This window comes from Marinovum sedimenti (assembly GCF_054052205.1).
On the sequence record NZ_JBSWBT010000002.1, the window covers coordinates 90,316 to 106,525 of the forward strand.

Annotated in this window: 15 protein-coding genes and 2 pseudogenes; 10 read left to right on the plus strand and 7 right to left on the minus strand. The window is 61.1% G+C overall.

Annotated elements, in window-relative coordinates; all coding sequences use genetic code 11:
• Positions 1–95 precede the first annotated feature (95 nt).
• A pseudogene (locus ACW9UO_RS17790) lies at positions 96–488 on the plus strand (integrase core domain-containing protein); the annotation flags it as partial.
• Between the two features lie 209 nt (positions 489–697).
• A pseudogene (locus ACW9UO_RS17795) lies at positions 698–802 on the plus strand (integrase); the annotation flags it as partial.
• Positions 803–847: 45 nt separating this feature from the next.
• Here the strand turns inward: ACW9UO_RS17795 and ACW9UO_RS17800 are convergent.
• The 6 genes from ACW9UO_RS17800 to ACW9UO_RS17825 all read right to left on the minus strand — a co-directional run bounded on the left by ACW9UO_RS17800 (position 848) and on the right by ACW9UO_RS17825 (position 7,222).
• Entirely contained in the window at positions 848–1,831 is a 984-nt protein-coding gene (locus ACW9UO_RS17800; RefSeq protein WP_457088863.1) for an ABC transporter ATP-binding protein, read from the minus strand.
• The gene (locus ACW9UO_RS17805) at positions 1,828–2,877 is read right to left on the minus strand and encodes an ABC transporter ATP-binding protein (protein ID WP_457088864.1); all 1,050 of its coding nucleotides are present in this window, start codon (positions 2,875–2,877) and stop codon (positions 1,828–1,830) included. Before ACW9UO_RS17805 ends, ACW9UO_RS17800 begins: the two co-directional genes overlap by 4 nt.
• On the minus strand, positions 2,864–3,754 hold the full coding sequence (locus ACW9UO_RS17810; RefSeq protein ID WP_457088865.1) for an ABC transporter permease: 891 nt from the start codon (positions 3,752–3,754) through the stop codon (positions 2,864–2,866). Before ACW9UO_RS17810 ends, ACW9UO_RS17805 begins: the two co-directional genes overlap by 14 nt.
• 3 nt (positions 3,755–3,757) lie before the next feature.
• On the minus strand, positions 3,758–4,711 hold the full coding sequence (locus ACW9UO_RS17815) for an ABC transporter permease (protein WP_457088866.1): 954 nt from the start codon (positions 4,709–4,711) through the stop codon (positions 3,758–3,760).
• 69 nt (positions 4,712–4,780) lie between these two features.
• On the minus strand, positions 4,781–6,382 hold the full coding sequence (locus ACW9UO_RS17820; protein ID WP_457088867.1) for an ABC transporter substrate-binding protein: 1,602 nt from the start codon (positions 6,380–6,382) through the stop codon (positions 4,781–4,783).
• Positions 6,383–6,595: 213 nt separating this feature from the next.
• Positions 6,596–7,222, minus strand: coding sequence for an aspartate/glutamate racemase family protein (locus ACW9UO_RS17825; RefSeq protein ID WP_457088868.1), 627 nt, complete (start codon positions 7,220–7,222; stop codon positions 6,596–6,598).
• 136 nt (positions 7,223–7,358) lie between these two features.
• Between ACW9UO_RS17825 and ACW9UO_RS17830 the strand changes: the two genes are divergently transcribed.
• From ACW9UO_RS17830 to ACW9UO_RS17845, 4 genes are all read left to right on the plus strand, one after another.
• A complete protein-coding gene (locus ACW9UO_RS17830; RefSeq protein WP_457088869.1) occupies positions 7,359–7,613 on the plus strand; it encodes a hypothetical protein in 255 nt (84 codons plus the stop codon).
• A gap of 204 nt (positions 7,614–7,817) precedes the next feature.
• Positions 7,818–8,108, plus strand: a complete 291-nt coding sequence (locus ACW9UO_RS17835) for a hypothetical protein (RefSeq protein WP_457088870.1) — start codon at positions 7,818–7,820, stop codon at positions 8,106–8,108.
• A complete protein-coding gene (locus tag ACW9UO_RS17840; protein WP_457088871.1) occupies positions 8,109–9,245 on the plus strand; it encodes a WD40 repeat domain-containing protein in 1,137 nt (378 codons plus the stop codon).
• 22 nt (positions 9,246–9,267) lie between these two features.
• Positions 9,268–9,447: a hypothetical protein gene (locus ACW9UO_RS17845; RefSeq protein WP_457088872.1), complete on the plus strand. Its 180-nt coding sequence runs from the start codon at positions 9,268–9,270 to the stop codon at positions 9,445–9,447.
• Here the strand turns inward: ACW9UO_RS17845 and ACW9UO_RS17850 are convergent.
• Positions 9,444–10,388: a hypothetical protein gene (locus tag ACW9UO_RS17850; RefSeq protein WP_457088873.1), complete on the minus strand. Its 945-nt coding sequence runs from the start codon at positions 10,386–10,388 to the stop codon at positions 9,444–9,446. The two genes, ACW9UO_RS17845 and ACW9UO_RS17850, sit on opposite strands and share 4 nt — an antisense overlap.
• 95 nt (positions 10,389–10,483) lie before the next feature.
• Here ACW9UO_RS17850 and ACW9UO_RS17855 point away from each other — a divergent pair, with 95 nt between their 5' ends.
• The 4 genes from ACW9UO_RS17855 (at position 10,484) to ACW9UO_RS17870 (ending at position 16,201) form a co-directional block, all read left to right on the plus strand.
• A complete protein-coding gene (locus tag ACW9UO_RS17855; protein WP_457088874.1) occupies positions 10,484–11,728 on the plus strand; it encodes an RNA polymerase factor sigma-54 in 1,245 nt (414 codons plus the stop codon).
• Between the two features lie 561 nt (positions 11,729–12,289).
• Positions 12,290–13,954, plus strand: coding sequence for an aromatic/alkene/methane monooxygenase hydroxylase/oxygenase subunit alpha (locus tag ACW9UO_RS17860; RefSeq protein WP_457088875.1), 1,665 nt, complete (start codon positions 12,290–12,292; stop codon positions 13,952–13,954).
• 79 nt (positions 13,955–14,033) lie between these two features.
• A complete protein-coding gene (locus ACW9UO_RS17865) occupies positions 14,034–15,092 on the plus strand; it encodes an NADH:ubiquinone reductase (Na(+)-transporting) subunit F (RefSeq protein ID WP_457088891.1) in 1,059 nt (352 codons plus the stop codon).
• A 47-nt stretch (positions 15,093–15,139) separates the two neighbouring features.
• Positions 15,140–16,201, plus strand: a complete 1,062-nt coding sequence (locus ACW9UO_RS17870) for an aromatic/alkene monooxygenase hydroxylase subunit beta (RefSeq protein ID WP_457088876.1) — start codon at positions 15,140–15,142, stop codon at positions 16,199–16,201.
• Positions 16,202–16,210 lie beyond the last annotated feature (9 nt).

A 16,210-nucleotide genomic window follows, 5' to 3' on the forward strand; every position in this document is an offset into this window, starting at 1 on the left:
AGAGACCTGAGGCACGGCTATGACCACCTGCTGCGCTATATGAAGGCTGCGCAGGCTGTCATAGCCTCTTAAAAGCGTCATTCCGAAGGTGTTACGGCACGGAGTTTACCAGTCGTGCGATCCTAAAATGGGCCGGTGATAACGACGTTGATTGGCATTACATCGACCCCGGCAAACCCCAGCAGAATGGCTTCATGGAAAGCTTCGATGGCAGCCTGCGCGACGAGCTGTTGAATGAGGAAATCTTCGATACGTTGGATGCCGCCCGTCGTAAGCTGGCACTCTGGCGATACGACTACAACAACGTCAGGCCGCACTCATCGCTTGGGAACCAAACACCGGCAGAAGCGCGCTTCTCATGGTTTGCACGCAAACCACTGCCAGCCGATGGTCGGGCGCTTGAGCAATTTGAGGGCTCCGCGCACGACGCGCTTGCCCAAAACGAAACCGACGAATATGAAATCCAAACCCGCAAACTCTCGTTATGAATGAGGGAGCCTCGGGGGGCAGGTCACGCGCAATCTCTCGTATCGGCATTTTATCACGCAATGCCCAGCGTCGAATGACACTCAAAAATCCCATGTCGATCACTCCAAATCTCCCTGAACAAAAACGTCAGGGCCATGTGTTCACATGGGTCAATTCTCAGTGACAATTTATGGGGCTACCGGGTCAGTTCTCAGTGACATTCAACAAGCAGCTCAACAATACGCCACGCAAATGCCTGGGATGGAAAACACCTGCCGAAGTCTTCCGTGAAAAGATGATGGAGGAAATGGGCCGTTCACCCTACCCTCAATAGCAATAGGAGTCGCGCTTCAGGTATCGCTCACAGCCCACGAGCCGCTTACGCTCGCTCGGCCGCTATGGGTTGGGCGGCGCGCAAGCAGGCTACGCGGCGGCGTTCGCTTGGTTTATGCATCGCCGGCAGGGCCGTTTTGCAATCGGAAAGCGCCACCGGGCAGCGCGCCGCGAAGGAGCAGGCGGTGGGACGGTCCTCCAATGCGGGCGGCGCGCCGGGGATGGCCGACAGCCGTTCGCCCCGCGCGACGTTATGCAAATTCGCGGCCAGCAACCCTTGGGTATAGGGATGGCGGGCGTCGCGGATGATGTCATGGGTCGTGCCTTCTTCGACGACTTGACCGGCATACATCACTGCCACCCGTTCCGAGATTTCCACAGCAACGCCAATGTCATGGGTGACAAAGATCACGCCCATGCCGAACTCTTTCTGCAACTCGCGCAGCAGCAAAAGGATCTGGATCTGCACAGTCGCATCCAGCGCCGTGGTCGGCTCATCCGCCAGCAACAGCCGGGGCCGACAGGCCAGCGCCAGCGCGATCATCACCCGCTGCCGCATCCCGCCCGAAAGCTCGTGCGGATAGCTGTGCAGCCGCCGGTTGGCCGACGGAATGCGCACCCGGTCGAGCATATCCAGCGCCACCGACAGCGCGTTGGCCTTGTCCACGCCTTTGTGGCGCATCACCGCTTCGGCGATCTGATGGCCAACGGTATACACCGGGTCGAGCGCCAGCGCCGGTTCCTGAAATACCATCGACACTTCGCCGCCGCGATAGCGTTGCAGCGGCTTGCCGCGCAGCGACATCACATCGGTGCCGTTCACTTGGATCGACCCGTCGATCTGGCTGCGCTTCGGCGGCAAAAGCCCCAGCAGGGTCTTGAGCGTCACCGACTTGCCCGAGCCGCTTTCGCCCAGCAAGGCCAGCGTTTCGCCCTGCTCCATCGACAGCGACACATCGTTGATCGCATGCACGGTGCGTTTGCCGGAAAACCGGACGTTGAGGTTTTTGATCTCTAGCAGTTTGGTCATTGTGGCACCCCCTGCCCGGCTTTCGGATGGCCCGAGGTGGCATCATGCAGATGGCAGGCCACGAAATGTGCGGCGTTGCGCGCCAGTCCGGCAAGCTTGGGCGTGGCTGTCTTGCAAACCTCGCTGGCAAAGCGGCAGCGGGTGTGAAACCGGCACCCCGAGGGCGGGTTGATCGGGTTGGGCGGGTCGCCGGCCAGCGGCGGTTCGGTGGTGCGGTTGTCCGGGTCCATCGAGGGCATCGCCGAAAACAGCGAGCGGGTGTAGGGGTGCGCCTGCTCGGCCCAGATGCTGTCAACGGGTGCGACCTCGACCACCTCGCCAAGGTACATCACCAGAATGCGGTCGGAAATATAGCGCACCACGTTCAGATCGTGGCTGATGAACACATAGGTCAGGCCAAACTCTTTGCGCAGGTCGCTGAGCAGGTTCAGCACCTGCGCCTCGACCGATTTGTCCAGCGCCGACACCGCCTCATCCAACACCACAAGCCGGGGCGACATCGCCAGCGCGCGGGCGATATTGACCCGCTGGCGCTGCCCACCCGAGAGCTCGTGCGGATAGCGATGGGCAAAGCGGTCGGGGTCAAGCCCGACCCGGTCCATCATCTTGCGCGCGAGGGTTTCCGGTGCCTCGAGCCCCTGCACCTTGGCGCCAAAAGCGACGGAATCGAGGATCGTCAGCCGGGGATTAAGCGTGGCATAGCTGTCTTGAAACACCATCTGCACCCCCCGGCGCAGATCCTTGAGCGAGAGCCGCTCGCCAAGCGCATGACCGTCAAACACAATCTCGCCTTTGTCCTTTTCCACCAGCCCGATCAACAGCTTGGCAGTGGTCGACTTGCCACATCCCGACTCGCCGACGATGCCCAGCGTCTCGCCCTTTTTGACCTCGAACGACACGCCGTCGACCGCCTGCACCTGCGCCTGGGTCCGCCCCAGGATGCCGCCGCGCACGGGGAAGTATTTCTGCAATCCGGTCACGCGGATCAATGGCTGTGCCGGGCCGCCGGTGTCGGGGGTGGGATGGTAGGTTTCAGTCACGGACATTCATAGCACTCCTCAGACCGTCGCTCAGCAGATTGAGACAAAGCGAGGTGACAAAGATCATCACGCCGGGCAAAGCCGACAGCCACGGGTTGACGTAGATCGCCGAGCGCAGCGTGTTCAGCATCAGGCCCCATTCGGGTTCGGGCGGGCGCACGCCGATGCCAAGAAACGACAGCCCGGCGGCCAGGATCATGCAAACGCTGGTGAGCGAGGTGGCATAGACAAAGATCGGCGACAGCACATTGCCGATCACATGCACCCGGATCACCGTCAGCGCGCTGGCCCCGGTGGCGCGGGCGGCGTCGATGTAATCAAGCTTGCGCACGCCCGAGGTCACCGCCTCGGCGACGCGGGTAATTGGCGGGATAAACACGATGGTCAGCGACACCAGCGAATTGACGATCCCTGCCCCGAGCGCGCCGGAAATGGCGATGGCCAGCAGGACCGAGGGAAAGGCAAAGAACACATCAACCGTGCGCATGATGATGGTGTTGGTCAGCCCGCCAAGATAGCCCGCCGTGATGCCAAGGATCGAGCCGGCAAAGAACGCCAGCACCACCGGCATCAACCCGATGAACAGCGTCAGCCGCCCGCCATAAATCAGCCGGGCCAGCATGTCGCGGCCCTGCTCATCACTGCCCAGCGGATAGCCCGGCGCGCCGATGGGTTTGAGCCGCGCGATCATCGAGCCTTTGTACGGATCGGCCAGCCCAAGCCAGGGCGCAAACAGCGCCGACAGGATCAGCAGCGCGATCACCGCAAGGCAGAGCATGGTCAGCGGATCGCGGATCAGCCGTGCGCCGACACCGGCCCAATAGCCCTTTGAGGCCTCGGGTTTCACAGGTGCGGCGATGGAGGTGGTCTCAGCCAAGGCCATGGGTCACGTCCTTTGAATGCGGGGGTCGATGGCGGCCTGCACCACATCAACAATCAGGTTCATCGCCACGAAAAACAGCGCAAGGATCAGGATGGTGCCCTGCAACAGCGGCAGATCGCGCTGGAAGATGGCGTTTGACAACAGGAAGCCGGAGCCGGGCCAGTTGAACACCGTCTCGATCAGGATCGATCCGCCCAGCAGATAGCCCAGTTGCAGCCCCATCACCGACAATGCGGTGGCGGCGGCATTGCGCGCCACATGGCGCAGCACGTCGGCGCGGCTCATGCCCTTGGCATACAGCGCGTCGACGAAATCTTGGCTCAGGATGTCGCCCGCCAGTGCGCGCACCGTGCGCGACACGATGCCGATTGGCACCACGGCCAGCGTTACGGCGGGCAGGATCAGGTGGCGAATATGCGCCCAGTCCCAGGCCCAGCTTTGCGATCCGCCGGGGCCAGCGCCCATCGAGGGCAGCCAGCTGAGATTGACGGAAAAGATGATGACCAGCACGATGCCGAGCCAGTAATTGGGCACCGAGACCCCGGTGATCGACAGCGCCGTCACGGACCGGTCGATCCAGGTGTCGCGGAAATACCCGGCAAGGAAGCCAAGGAAGATGCCGATGGGAAAGGCGATCACCGCCGCCGAGGCCGCCAGCAGCAGCGAGTTCTTGACCGCGCCAAACACTTCGCCCGCGACGGGGCGGCCAGAGGCGATGGATTTGCCCATGTCGCCCTGCACCAGATTGCCGATCCAGATGGCGTATTGCACCGGCAGCGGCTTGTCCAAACCATAGGCGGCGCGCATGGCGGCCTGTTCCTCGGCAGTGGCGTCAATCGGCATGATCGCTGTCAACGGGTCGCCGGGCGCAATCTGCACCAGCAGGAAGCAGATCACCGAGACGCCAAAGGCAACGGGCAACACCAACAGGATGCGGCGGATGAGGTAACTGAGCACGGGGATTGGCCTTTTGTTCAGGATACCCCCGCCACAAAGCGCGGCGAGGGTCTTGTGTCGGATCAGCGCTTAGTCGGCGATCGAAATCGACGAGAAGTTCTGATACCAGTTCTGCGCCTGCACAAAGCCTTCGACCTTGGGGCTCAGGGCACGCGGGGCAACGTCATGGGTGACAAAGAGGAACAGCGCGTCGTTGACGAAATTCTCATGCGTCTTTTGCAGCACGGCGTTCTGTTCTTCGGGGTCAAAGGTGGTCTTGATCGCGTTGAACAGCTCTTGCATTTCCGGATCTTTGTAGTGGCCCCAGTTGGTGCCGTTGGGCGCAATCAGACCCTCATCAAGATGACGGATCAGACCGGTGAACGGGTCCTGGATGAAGTAGGTGAAGTTGATCGACTGCGATCCGTCCACCGCGTCATCGGCGGCCCCTGCGCGCCACAGGTTGATCATCTGATTCCACTCGACCACCATGAATTCTACGTCGATCCAGACCTCGGCAAGGCTCTGCTGGACGTATTCATTCATCGGCAGCGGCAGCATCTGACCCGAGCCTGAGGGCGAGATCAGCGCCTTGACTTGCAGAGGGTTGTCGGGGCCGAAACCGGCTTCAGTCATCAGCGCCTTGGCGGCGTCAAGGTCATAAGACGGGTCGAAATCGGGCGTGCCGAACCATTGCGACGACGGCGGCAGGAAGCCTTTGGCCGGCACCATCAGGCCCCCCAGAAGCGGCTTCATCGCCTCGCGGTCAATCGCCATATTCGCGGCCTTGCGCACGCGGATGTCATTCCAGGGCGAGCCTTCCAGACGCGACAGATGCCAGGTCCAGTTGTGCGGATAGGCGTTGGACGAGATGACAAACCCGTTGCCGGTCATCGCCGGGATAGTGTCGGGCGCCGGGGCCTCGATCCAGTCGACTTGGCCGGACATCAGCGCAGCGGCGCGTGCATTCGGCTCGGGCAGCGGGATCAGCACCATCTTATCGAGTTTCGGAATGCGCGCCTCGTCCCAATACGCGGCATTGGGGACCAGCTCGGCCCGCTCGCGCGGCACAAAGCTTTCAAGCTTCCACGGGCCGGTGCCCGAGGGTGCCATCGCGACCTTTTCCCAGTCCATGTCGTTGGCTTCCCAATTGGCCTTGGAGGACATCAGGATCCAAGCCAGCTGATAAGGCAGCGTCGCGTCGGGCACTTTGGTGGTGATCGTCAGCGTCAGATCGTCCACCACCGCATAGCTGTCGACCGCCGGGATACGGCTTTTGCCCTGCGCCGATTGGCGCGGGTCATATTGCGCCGAGGTGTCGTCGAGCAGTTTGGCGAGGTTCCAGACCACCACTTCGGCGGTCAGCGGCGAGCCATCGTGGAAGGTCACGCCATCGCGCAGGGTGAAGGTCCAGGTCAACTGATCCTCACCAACCGACCAGTCGGTCGCCAGACCGGGGATCAAAACCGAGGGTTTGTCGGCGCTGGTCAGGTCCCATTCAATCAGGGAGTCATAGACGGTGTAGCCCATGAACCGCATGCCTTCGCCACCCTGATCGGTCTGGCCGGTGGTCAGCGGAATGTCGGCGGCGGTCATGCCGACACGCAGCGTGCCTTGGGCATTGGCCAATGTGGTGCAGGCCAGCGTTATCGCAGTTGCGACGGCAACCGCGCCTTTCAGAAACTTAGGCATAGATGCCCCTTTCGGATGTATGTCATTGATATTGCATAGCTTAAATCGGCCCCGTGGTGGGCCGACCCTGACAACAGAAAGAGTGAACCCGACAGTGGCGCGCGCCCAGAGGAACCAGCGTCTGGCCTCTGAAATAATGCTGCGACGCAGCATAAATGCTCAATAATTGCGCGGTTGCTTCGTTTCGTGCATCTAATTTTGCGAGGTGGAAACTTAGACCTTCGCCGCGCTCAACCCGAGGCTGTAGCGCATCTCGACACAGGCCGCCCGAATCGGAGAGATCAGCGGCACCGGGCTTGTGTCCGCCAGCCGGTCTGCGGCTGCGCCCAACGGTCCGCCCCCGATGATCACCACTTCGGCCCCGTCCTTGGCCGCCCGCGCCGTGGCCGCCGCCAGCGCCGCGTCCAGCCGCGCAGTCTCTGCCATCAGGGGCCGGGGATCGCCGGGCGTCAGGTAACAGCCAAGGTAGTCGCCGAAGGGGGCCATCAGCGCATCAATCGCCCCGGCCAGCCCCGGTGTCGTCGTCGCCACGGCAAAGCGCCGCCCCGCCGTTGCCCGCGCGGCAGCGGCGCCAATGCCAATCACCGGACAGGACAGCCGCGCCGCCAGCGCCGTGCGCCCCGGATCGCCAAAGGCAGAGACAATGACCCCTGAAACCTTCGGCAACGCGGCCTCGGCCACCAGCCGCCCGGCGGCCATGAGCGCCGGTTCATCAATCAACATCTGCGGCCCGGCGGGCGCGGTCCATCCGGTGACATCTGGCAAAAGCTGTCGCGCAATCCGCAGCATCGCCTCGGTGGTGCGGGCGTTCGCGTTCGGGTTCATCAACAGCGGTGTCATGCCTGCGCGTCCTTATCCTGTCGTCTGTCCAGCGCGGTTGGCTGTACCGCCACTGGCATCACCCCGGCGAAGGGCGCGCGCAAGCCGTGACGGGGATTTCACTGGTTAAAAGGCGACCGTTGATCAGGACCGCCACATGTTTCAGCGCACAAAAGCGACGTTTGTCGTTTTGGGTTCGATGCCTACCATCCAAGTCCGCCAAAGTGCGCGCGTCATCGGCGAGCTCGGTCTGACGAAAGTACAGGCGAATGCGATTCGGATGGTTTCTGCGCGTGCGAAAGCGAATGCTGCGATGCAGCAAAAACCATTGCGAAACAGGGCGTTACAGCACGGGTTTCAAAACGTAACACATATTTACACTTTTCCCGGCGCGCCGGAAAAAACCACCTAAAACCCCTCTGTTTCACCCGATCTCATTGCGTCACCTTGCCACTCGTCTAGCCTTCGTCTGGCTCGGGAAAACGGGAGCCAGGGAGGGGATTGCAATGCGCAGCACAGGCACGGCGACAGGCGCCACCAAGGCCGGTTCAGTTTGGCCGATCATCGCCAACAGCACTGTTGGCCGCGCCCCGGCGCGCAATGACAGGGGGCCGCGATGACAGATCAACCGCGCGACATTCGTGACATCATGAAGGATCGCATCGACATCATTCAGGCCATCGCCGCGGCCAACACCCAGCACCTTCGGCTCAACCAAGAGGCCAGCGGCTTCATGGTGCTCGACATGAAAGACGAACGCGACGGTGTCGAAGACCCGGCCCATGATGCCGCGCGAAAGCGCAATGACGCCGCGCTAGACGACAATTTGCAAACGATAAATCGGCTCGACGCCAAGCTTTCGGCTTTGGACGAAGAGCTGGAAACCGCGATGAAGGAGCACGGGTGAATGACCCAGCACAAGCCACCGCAAGCGATGACGCTATTCGATCTGATCGCCCGCACCTGGGCCCTTGATGCCGGGGTTCGGGGTCTGCACTTCAATGCCAAAGGCAGCGCCTTGACCGTGATGATGGAGGATGGCCGTCTGGCCTTTCTGTCCGTCAAAGACGCGGAAAGCCCGGATTCCCGCGTGCGGGTCGAGGCCGACACTGGCCGCCCGACTATCCGCCCCCGCACCAAACCCCTGCCCGTTCCGATTGTCAGCGAAGCCCCGGTTGCCACGACCAACGTCGTGCCCTGCCGCCTTGGCGAACAGGGACTGGCGTTTGCAAGTGCCGACACCGGCGCCTTGTGGCGCGCAACGGCGCGGGGCCAGACCCTTGCCGTGACCGGTGCGCCCGGCGGCGTTGTCACGGCGCTGGCCGGGTTGACGCGCGCGGGGCACATCGTCGTCGCGCAGGGAAAACAGCTTTCGTTGCTGGCCGAAGAGGGCGGCGCGGTCATTGCCGACGTCAAATTACCCCATAAAATCAGCCGGATCGCGGTGTCCAAAGACAGCAAGCGGCTGGCCTGTTGGGGCGCTGGCAAGGTCAGCATCGTGACGGCTGCGGACCTGAGTGCAGAGGCGCCGATTGCCTGCGACGGCGAGGTGCTTGACCTGAACTGGTCGCCTTGTCAGCGCTGGCTGGTGGCGGGGTGCAAGCACAAAGCGGTACTTTTGGTCGATCTCGCGCAGGGCAAATCCGACAAGATCGTCGATTTCCCGGCCGATGTTCACACCACGGATTTCTGCGAACCCGCCAATGCGATGGTCGCGTCCGGGGCGTTCCGCGTCGTTGGCTGGACCCTGCCTGACCTGCCGTTTGACACCCACTCCGGCGCGCCGATTGAAACCGGAAAACCCGGCCTGACGCTGGTGGACCGGGTGGCGGTTCACCCGGCGCGTGATCTCTGCGCCGTCAGCTATGCCAACGGTTTGGTGATGCTGTGCCGCGTCGGGCATGCCGACGAAATGCTGGTGCGCGAAGGCACGGGCGCGACGGTGGCGGCCCTCGCTTGGTCTGATGACGGCGCGCATCTGGCGATTGGCGGGAAGGATGGCGATCTGTCGATCGTCACTTTCCCCAAGAACATGTTCAAATAAAAACCCCAAGGGAGGGAAACCGATGACACAAGCATTATCCTCAGACGAACAGAGTAAAGACGTTTACTTTCAGAAGCTTGCCAAAGTGGCCGAAGACATGGTCGAAGAGCACGGCAAGGATTTCGCCGCTGGTGCGCTGGTTCTTGCGGCCCGGTGGGTTTCGGAAAACCGGCTGGGAAAACAAGACGCGCCCAAGCATTAATGGCGTGTTGCAGAGCCGCGTGACGGCTCGGGCGGTGACGACAGAGACTGGATCTGATTGACCAGAACACCGCTCAACGGGGCGGCCAGTGCGGCAAGCTGGCCGGCCTGCGCTTTGGCCGCACCCGACAAGGCCTCTGTCAACTCCGGTTCCACCAATTGCCCAAAGGCACAAAGCTCATGAATGCGGAAGGTCGCAAAATGCAGACTGTCGCCGTTCAACAAAACCGCGCCCTGCCCGCGCCGCGGCACCTGCGTGTTGAGCGCGTTGCTGTGCACCGCAGCGCCCAGCGTGGTCAGCACCGATTTGCGCCATTTGGCATAGTCGGTGTCGGCCGAATGATCGATGCCCACGGTGTAAAGCTTTTCGGAAATGCTGCGAAAGGCCCGCCCACCGGCAATGTGGCGGCGCCAAAAATCGCTGGCGTCCTCGGCGCTTTGACAGTCTGCGAAGCGCTGCGCCAGTTTGGGCCGGATCAGCAGCACCAGCGCCATGTCGACGTCTTCGGAAATCGAGCGCGCAATCTGCATTGCGGGCATTGGCAGATCGGTCAACGCCAGCAGCCGGAGCGCGGCGAGTTGTTCGGTCAACCGCGCCGAAAGCGCGGCCAGCCCATGCCATTGCGCCGGCTTCAAACCGTCAATTTCGCAGGTCAGCCCGATGGAGGCCGCCGCGTGCAGCGCGCGCACCCAAAGGATGGCTTGGTCGAACAGAAACACCAGGTCCACATCGGTACTCGCGGCGGCGTCGACCCTGGGGACCGCGCGAAATCCGGGCAGGCTGCGCACGCCCGCGCGCCAGCCGAGATCAAAGTTCAAACCGGCGGCGGACCACAGCTGCCGGACCCGCGCCAAGAGCTGCGGCGACAGGCCGGGGTACGACAATTCCGGCGCTGCGCCTTCAAGCGGAACGACGCCGCGGATGGGAGGGGGCTGTCTCATGTCACTGCATTTCAACGGTTTCTTTCGTCCAGTCTAGTCCGAGGCCGCGTTTCAATGCCAGCAATTTGTCACGCCGATGGCGCTTGGGGGGCGACATGTCGCTAGGGCTTCATCTGCGCGCCAAACACAGCCAGGTGTTCCGTTTGGGGCAGGTTGTGAGCCTGTTGCAAATGTCGTCAGGCGAGCTGAGCGAGTTGCTGGCGCAGGAGGCGCAGGACAATCCAATGCTCATGCTGCGCCCTCGCCCCGCGGCGGGTTCGAGCGCGACAGATCTGTTGGAAATGACTGCCGTCGCGGAGGCCAACAGCCTCTACGATCACGTTTTTCGCGAATTGGCCGGGCTGATGTCGACAAGCCCCGCGATGGAGCGGCTGATCACGGCGTTGATCGCTGAGCTTGAGCCGTCTGGCTGGTTGGGAGCGGCAACTGAAGACATCGCCAAGGGGCTGGATCTGAGTGTTGATCTGGTCGAAACCGCGTTGAACGTGGTGCAGAAACGCATCGAGCCTGCCGGGTTGTTTGCGCGCGATCTTCAGGACTGTTTGCGCCTGCAACTGGAAGATCGCGGCACGATGAACCCGGATTTTGCGTGTGTTTTGGCCCACCTTTCGCTGCTGGAAAGCGGCGGTGTTTCGGCGCTGGCCAAGGCCTGCGGACTGGACACCGATCTGGTCATCACATGCCTCGACGTGCTGCGGGATCTTGACCCCAAACCGGGCAGCGGTTTTGTGACGGACCAGACGCTTTTGCGAGAGCCGGACGTGCGGATTACCCCGTCGGGCGAGGGTTGGGAGATCGAATTTCTCTCGTCCTTTCAAGATGATCTCACGATTTCACACCTCCCGCGCCAAGGCCGGACTGCCGACGCCAGCGATGCCTTGGCGCGGGCGCGGGCGTTGAAACAAGCGCTCGACATTCGGGTCTCTGCCTTGAAACAGGTGGTGGGCGAGTTGGTCAAACATCAAGGCGCGTATTTCCGGCACGGGGCCTGCGCCTTGGTGCCGATGACCATGTCCGAGATCGCGAAAGACACCGGCTTTCATCTCAGTACTGTCAGCCGGGTGATGAACGGTTTGCTCATCGAAGGGCCCGGCGGGATTGTTGCCGCACGCACGTTGTTTTCCGGTTCGGCGGCGGCGGGTTGCGACCAATCCAAGCCGCAGGTTCAGGCGCGCATTCGGGCGCTGTTGTCTGGGGAAGACCCATCAAACCCGATCTCCGATCGACGTCTTGCCACGCTGTTGCAGGCCGAAGGCATTCCGGTGTCGCGGCGCGTGGTTTCAAATTACCGCCAAGACAGCGGCATCCTCGCTGCTGCAAAACGCCGCAGACGGGCCTGACGGTCGACCTCGGATCGCGGCCCGCCGGGCGGAGAGTCTCTGAGCCCCCCGTTCATGCTGCACCGCAGAATAATCCAACTTTATCAATCTCTTGACCGGTCATCCGTGTGTCTCTGCGCGGTGACGGAGCAAGAAGTGTAACGCCCGCGACGTTGAATCTGTAACGCCCTGTAAACCCCGATTTCGGCCAATTGTAACGTTATGCGACACCCTGTCGCTGCTGCGCGCAGGAACCTTTTTGCCCGAAACGGAAAGCGAGAAATTTTAATCAAAAAATAACACTCACAATCAACGTCTTACGAAAATTTTACCAACAATTTTCGCATCTGCCCGTTTCTGGAACCGGCCTTGCCAGAAGAGACACAAGATGCGGACGGCTCGCCAGCCGAGGATGTCCAAAGAACGAAGGACAGGGAGTGAGGCCAGTGCCCAAACGGCGCTGCGATCTTCTTAACCTTTGCCGAGAACCGGCGCACGGATTGGTCCGGGCGCTCAACCGAAACGGCAAAAGCCGCCAACAGGCCGGGCAACCGGCCGCAGAGCTGTAAGGAGGCTCATGGCATGACTTTGACGCTTAATAAAATCACGTCCCAACGTGGTATCTCGGTAGGGGAGGCAACCAAGAAGATTTCCGATCTTGGCTGGAACCCGACCTACGTTCAGGAAGCCAGCACCTATCCCACCGACTACAAGATCACCAAGGCCCCGCGCGACCCGATGAAACAGGTCCTGCGCTCCTACTTCCCGATGGAAGAGGAAAAGGACAACCGGGTATACGGTGCGCTTGATGCGGCGCTGCGGGGCGATATGTTCCGCAATGTCGAACCGCGCTGGATCGAATGGATGAAGCTGTTCCTGGCGATCATCCCCTTCCCCGAAATCTCGGCTGCCCGTTCGATGGCCATGGTTGCCCGGATCTCTCCCGGTGAAGACCTGCGCACCGGCTTTACCATGCAGATGGTCGATGAATTCCGCCACTCCACGATTCAGATGAACCTGAAGAAGTGGTACATGGAAAACTACATCGACCCGGCCGGTTTCGACATCACCGAAGAGGCCTTTGGCAAGTGTTATGCCACCACCATCGGCCGCCAGTTCGGCGAAGGTTTCATCACCGGCGACACCATGACCGCCGCCTGCATGTACCTGACCGTTGTGGCCGAAACCGCGTTTACCAACACGCTGTTTGTGGCGATGCCTTCGGAAGCGGCGCGCAATGGCGACTATGCCCTGCCCACCGTTTTCCTGTCGGTGCAGTCGGACGAAAGCCGCCACATCGGCAATGGTCACTCGCTGCTGATGGCCGCGCTGAAAGAGCCGGAAAACCATCTGCTGCTGGAACGCGATCTGAAGTATGCCTTCTGGCAGAACCACGCCATCGTTGACGCCGCCATCGGCACGTTCATCGAATACGGCACCACCAACCGCGACAAGGACAAGGAATCCTATGCGGAAATGTGGCACCGGTGGATCTTTGAAGACTACTACCGAACCTACATGCTTCCGCTCGAGAAATACGGCGTAAAGGTCCACCACGACGACGTGCAGGAAGCCTGGAAACGGATCACCGAAAAGAACTACGTCCACAAGGTCGCCCAGTTCTTTGCTGTCGGCTGGCCCGTCAACTTCTGGCGCATCGAAGCCCAGACCGAGAAAGACTTCGAGTGGTTCGAGCACAAGTATCCGGGCTGGTACGCCGAGTTTGGCGACTTCTGGAAGTGGTACGCGAAACTGTCCAAGCCGGGCGAAACCGTTGTCACGTTTAACCAGGACACCGGCTACGTCTATCCGCACCGCTGCTGGTCGTGCCTCGTGCCCTGCCTCATCCGCGAAGACATGGTTGTCGACGAGATCGACGGTCAACTGCACACCTTTGCGCATGAGCTGGATCGCTGGACCGCGGTCGAAGCCTTTGCCGACGAATACGAGGGCCGTCCGACGCCTGCGATGGGCAAATTCTCGGGCAAGCGTGAATGGGAAAGCGTCTATGACGGTTGGGATCTGGCCGACGCCATCAAGGATCTCAACTTTGTCCGCGACGATGGCGAGACCCTGACCGCACAGCCGCATTTGCGCTTTGACAACAAAGACATGTGGAAGCTTGAGCATGTTCGTGGGCACACCCTGCGCTCGCCGCTCAACATGCTGCGCGGCATGAATGAAACCGACCGGGCGGCGCATATCGCCGAGTACCAGGCCGGCTTCACCATGAACCCCTGCAACTGATCACACCAATCGACGCGGGGCCGCCGATACGCGGCCCTGCGCACCCCCCGCAAGGGTTTGGGAGAGGGAGGAAAACATGATGACGGACACCTATAACGTCCGACTAGAGCCGGTCGGCGTGGAATTCGAGGTCGAGGATGGCGAATACATCCTTGATGCCGCATTCCGCCAAGGCATCGCCTTGCCGCATGGCTGTAAGGAAGGCCAGTGCTCGGCCTGCAAATGCGTCCAACTCGATGGCGAAACCGAGATGGAGAAATACTCGACCTTCGCGCTGAGCGACATGGAGAAGGAGGGAGGACACATCCTGATGTGCCGGTCGCTGGCACTCAGCGATCTGGAGATCGAGCTTCTGAATTTCGACGAAGAAGTTCTGTCGAAATCGATCCCGGTCAAGCCGTTCTCTGGCAAGATCACCGATTTTCAGAAACTGACCCATGACATTCGCGGTGTTCAGATCGAACTGGACGCGCCTTTGAAATTCTGGGCGGGCCAATATGTCGACATCACGGTCAAAACCGAAGCGGGGGAGGAGATTACACGCTCGTTCTCCATGGCAAATCCGCCGAGCGAAACCCAAAACCTCGGGTTCATCATCAAGAAATACCCCGACGGACGGTTCAGCAACGAGCTCGACGACGGCGGGATCAAAGCCGGAGCAGACGTGCGGGTCGAAGGGCCCTACGGGATGTGTTTCCGGCGCGAAGACCGACAAGGACCGGTGATCCTTGTGGGGGCGGGCTCGGGCATGTCGCCGGTCTGGTCGATCCTGAATGATCAGGTCACCAGCGGTGAGGATCGTCCGGTCTATTTCTTCTATGGCGCCCGCAGCCAGAGCGATCTGTTCAAGCTTGATGAGATTGACGCGCTGACCACCGCGCATCCGAACGTGACGTTCATCCCGGTGCTGAGCCACGAAGAGGCCGACAGCGGCTGGACCGGAGCGCGCGGCTTTGTTCACGAATACGTCGACAGCTATCTCAAGGATCTTGGGATTGACGGCGACGGCGATGTCTATGCCTGCGGCCCGCCGCCGATGATCGACGCGCTGACGCCGGTGCTCTTCATGCACGACTTCGACACCGATCGCATCTTCTTCGACAAGTTCACCCCCACTTCCGGTTCTTCGGCCCACTGAAACGGGCCGAACGCTAGTGACGTGAACAAAAACCAAGGGAGGCTACAATGGTAGCTACATCAAGCTCTGTGGGGTCCGGCGCTGCCGGTGCCGCGAATTTCACCGGCTCGAAAAGCCGCAAGTACAACTACTTTGAACCGCGCGGCAAACGGGCCACCCACTACGAGGACGTCACCGTTGACGTGCAACCCGATCCCGAACGCTATCTGATCCAGAACTGGATCATCGAGTTTGAGGGCGGCAAAGGCGGCGGCGCTTATACCAAGGACAGCACCGCAGCGCTTTCGTCGAACTGGCACGCCTTTCGGGCACCCGATCAGGAATGGGAACGCACGCACTTTCAGCGCCAGTCCAAAATCGAAAACATGGTGCAGAACGTCATCTCGAACGCCCGCAAGGCCGGCGCGCCCAAGACGTTTGACAAAGCATGGCAGACGGTTCTGCAAAAGCATCTCGGCGCGTGGAAACATGCGGAGTTTGGCCTTGGCACCTCGCTCATGCAGGCGCAGCGCTATGGCTATACCCAGATGATCAACAACGCCACGCTGACCAATTCGTCGTACAAGATGCGGCTGGCGCAGGACATCACGCTCTATCTGGCCGAGATCGGTATGCAGATTGACGGCTGGAACGACGAGGCGGGCAAGCAAGCCTGGCTGGAAGATCCGATCTGGCAGCCCTGCCGCGAAGCGATCGAAACGATCATGGGCTGTGAAGATTACCTCGAGCAGTATTTTGCCATCAACATCGTGTTTGAACCGATGGTCGGCGAGCTGATCCGCTCGGGCTTTTTCATGCAGGCGGCGGCGGCCAACAACGACTTTATCACCCCGCCGGTGATCTCTGCCGCCGAGGCCGACTACGAGCGCAATCTCGCCAATACCGTCGACCTGATCTACCTGCTGGCCCACGAGGAAGAGCACGGTGCCCACAACCGCGCGCTGTTCAAATCCTGGCTCGCCAAACACGGCGACCTTGCTGAAAAGGCCGCTGTCGCGCTTCAGCCGATCTGGTCGCAACCGCACTCCAAGCCGGTGTCCTTTGAGGATGTCAAAGCCGTCTCGCAAGAGCGCCTGAGCCAGATCACCGGCGAGCTGGGCCTGTCGTAATTCTCTGAA

What these genes read in the sequence shown, in the direction of transcription:
- ACW9UO_RS17800 (WP_457088863.1), bottom strand. Translation starts at nt 1,831, where the DNA reads ATGACCAAACTGCTAGAGATCAAAAACCTCAACGTCCGGTTTTCCGGC.
- ACW9UO_RS17805 (WP_457088864.1), bottom strand. Translation starts at nt 2,877, where the DNA reads ATGTCCGTGACTGAAACCTACCATCCCACCCCCGACACCGGCGGCCCG.
- ACW9UO_RS17810 (WP_457088865.1), bottom strand. Translation starts at nt 3,754, where the DNA reads ATGGCCTTGGCTGAGACCACCTCCATCGCCGCACCTGTGAAACCCGAG.
- ACW9UO_RS17820 (WP_457088867.1), bottom strand. Translation starts at nt 6,382, where the DNA reads ATGCCTAAGTTTCTGAAAGGCGCGGTTGCCGTCGCAACTGCGATAACG.
- ACW9UO_RS17825 (WP_457088868.1), bottom strand. Translation starts at nt 7,222, where the DNA reads ATGACACCGCTGTTGATGAACCCGAACGCGAACGCCCGCACCACCGAG.
- ACW9UO_RS17830 (WP_457088869.1), top strand. Translation starts at nt 7,359, where the DNA reads ATGTTTCAGCGCACAAAAGCGACGTTTGTCGTTTTGGGTTCGATGCCT.
- ACW9UO_RS17835 (WP_457088870.1), top strand. Translation starts at nt 7,818, where the DNA reads ATGACAGATCAACCGCGCGACATTCGTGACATCATGAAGGATCGCATC.
- ACW9UO_RS17840 (WP_457088871.1), top strand. Translation starts at nt 8,109, where the DNA reads ATGACCCAGCACAAGCCACCGCAAGCGATGACGCTATTCGATCTGATC.
- ACW9UO_RS17845 (WP_457088872.1), top strand. Translation starts at nt 9,268, where the DNA reads ATGACACAAGCATTATCCTCAGACGAACAGAGTAAAGACGTTTACTTT.
- ACW9UO_RS17850 (WP_457088873.1), bottom strand. Translation starts at nt 10,388, where the DNA reads ATGAGACAGCCCCCTCCCATCCGCGGCGTCGTTCCGCTTGAAGGCGCA.
- ACW9UO_RS17855 (WP_457088874.1), top strand. Translation starts at nt 10,484, where the DNA reads ATGTCGCTAGGGCTTCATCTGCGCGCCAAACACAGCCAGGTGTTCCGT.
- ACW9UO_RS17860 (WP_457088875.1), top strand. Translation starts at nt 12,290, where the DNA reads ATGACTTTGACGCTTAATAAAATCACGTCCCAACGTGGTATCTCGGTA.
- ACW9UO_RS17865 (WP_457088891.1), top strand. Translation starts at nt 14,034, where the DNA reads ATGACGGACACCTATAACGTCCGACTAGAGCCGGTCGGCGTGGAATTC.
- ACW9UO_RS17870 (WP_457088876.1), top strand. Translation starts at nt 15,140, where the DNA reads ATGGTAGCTACATCAAGCTCTGTGGGGTCCGGCGCTGCCGGTGCCGCG.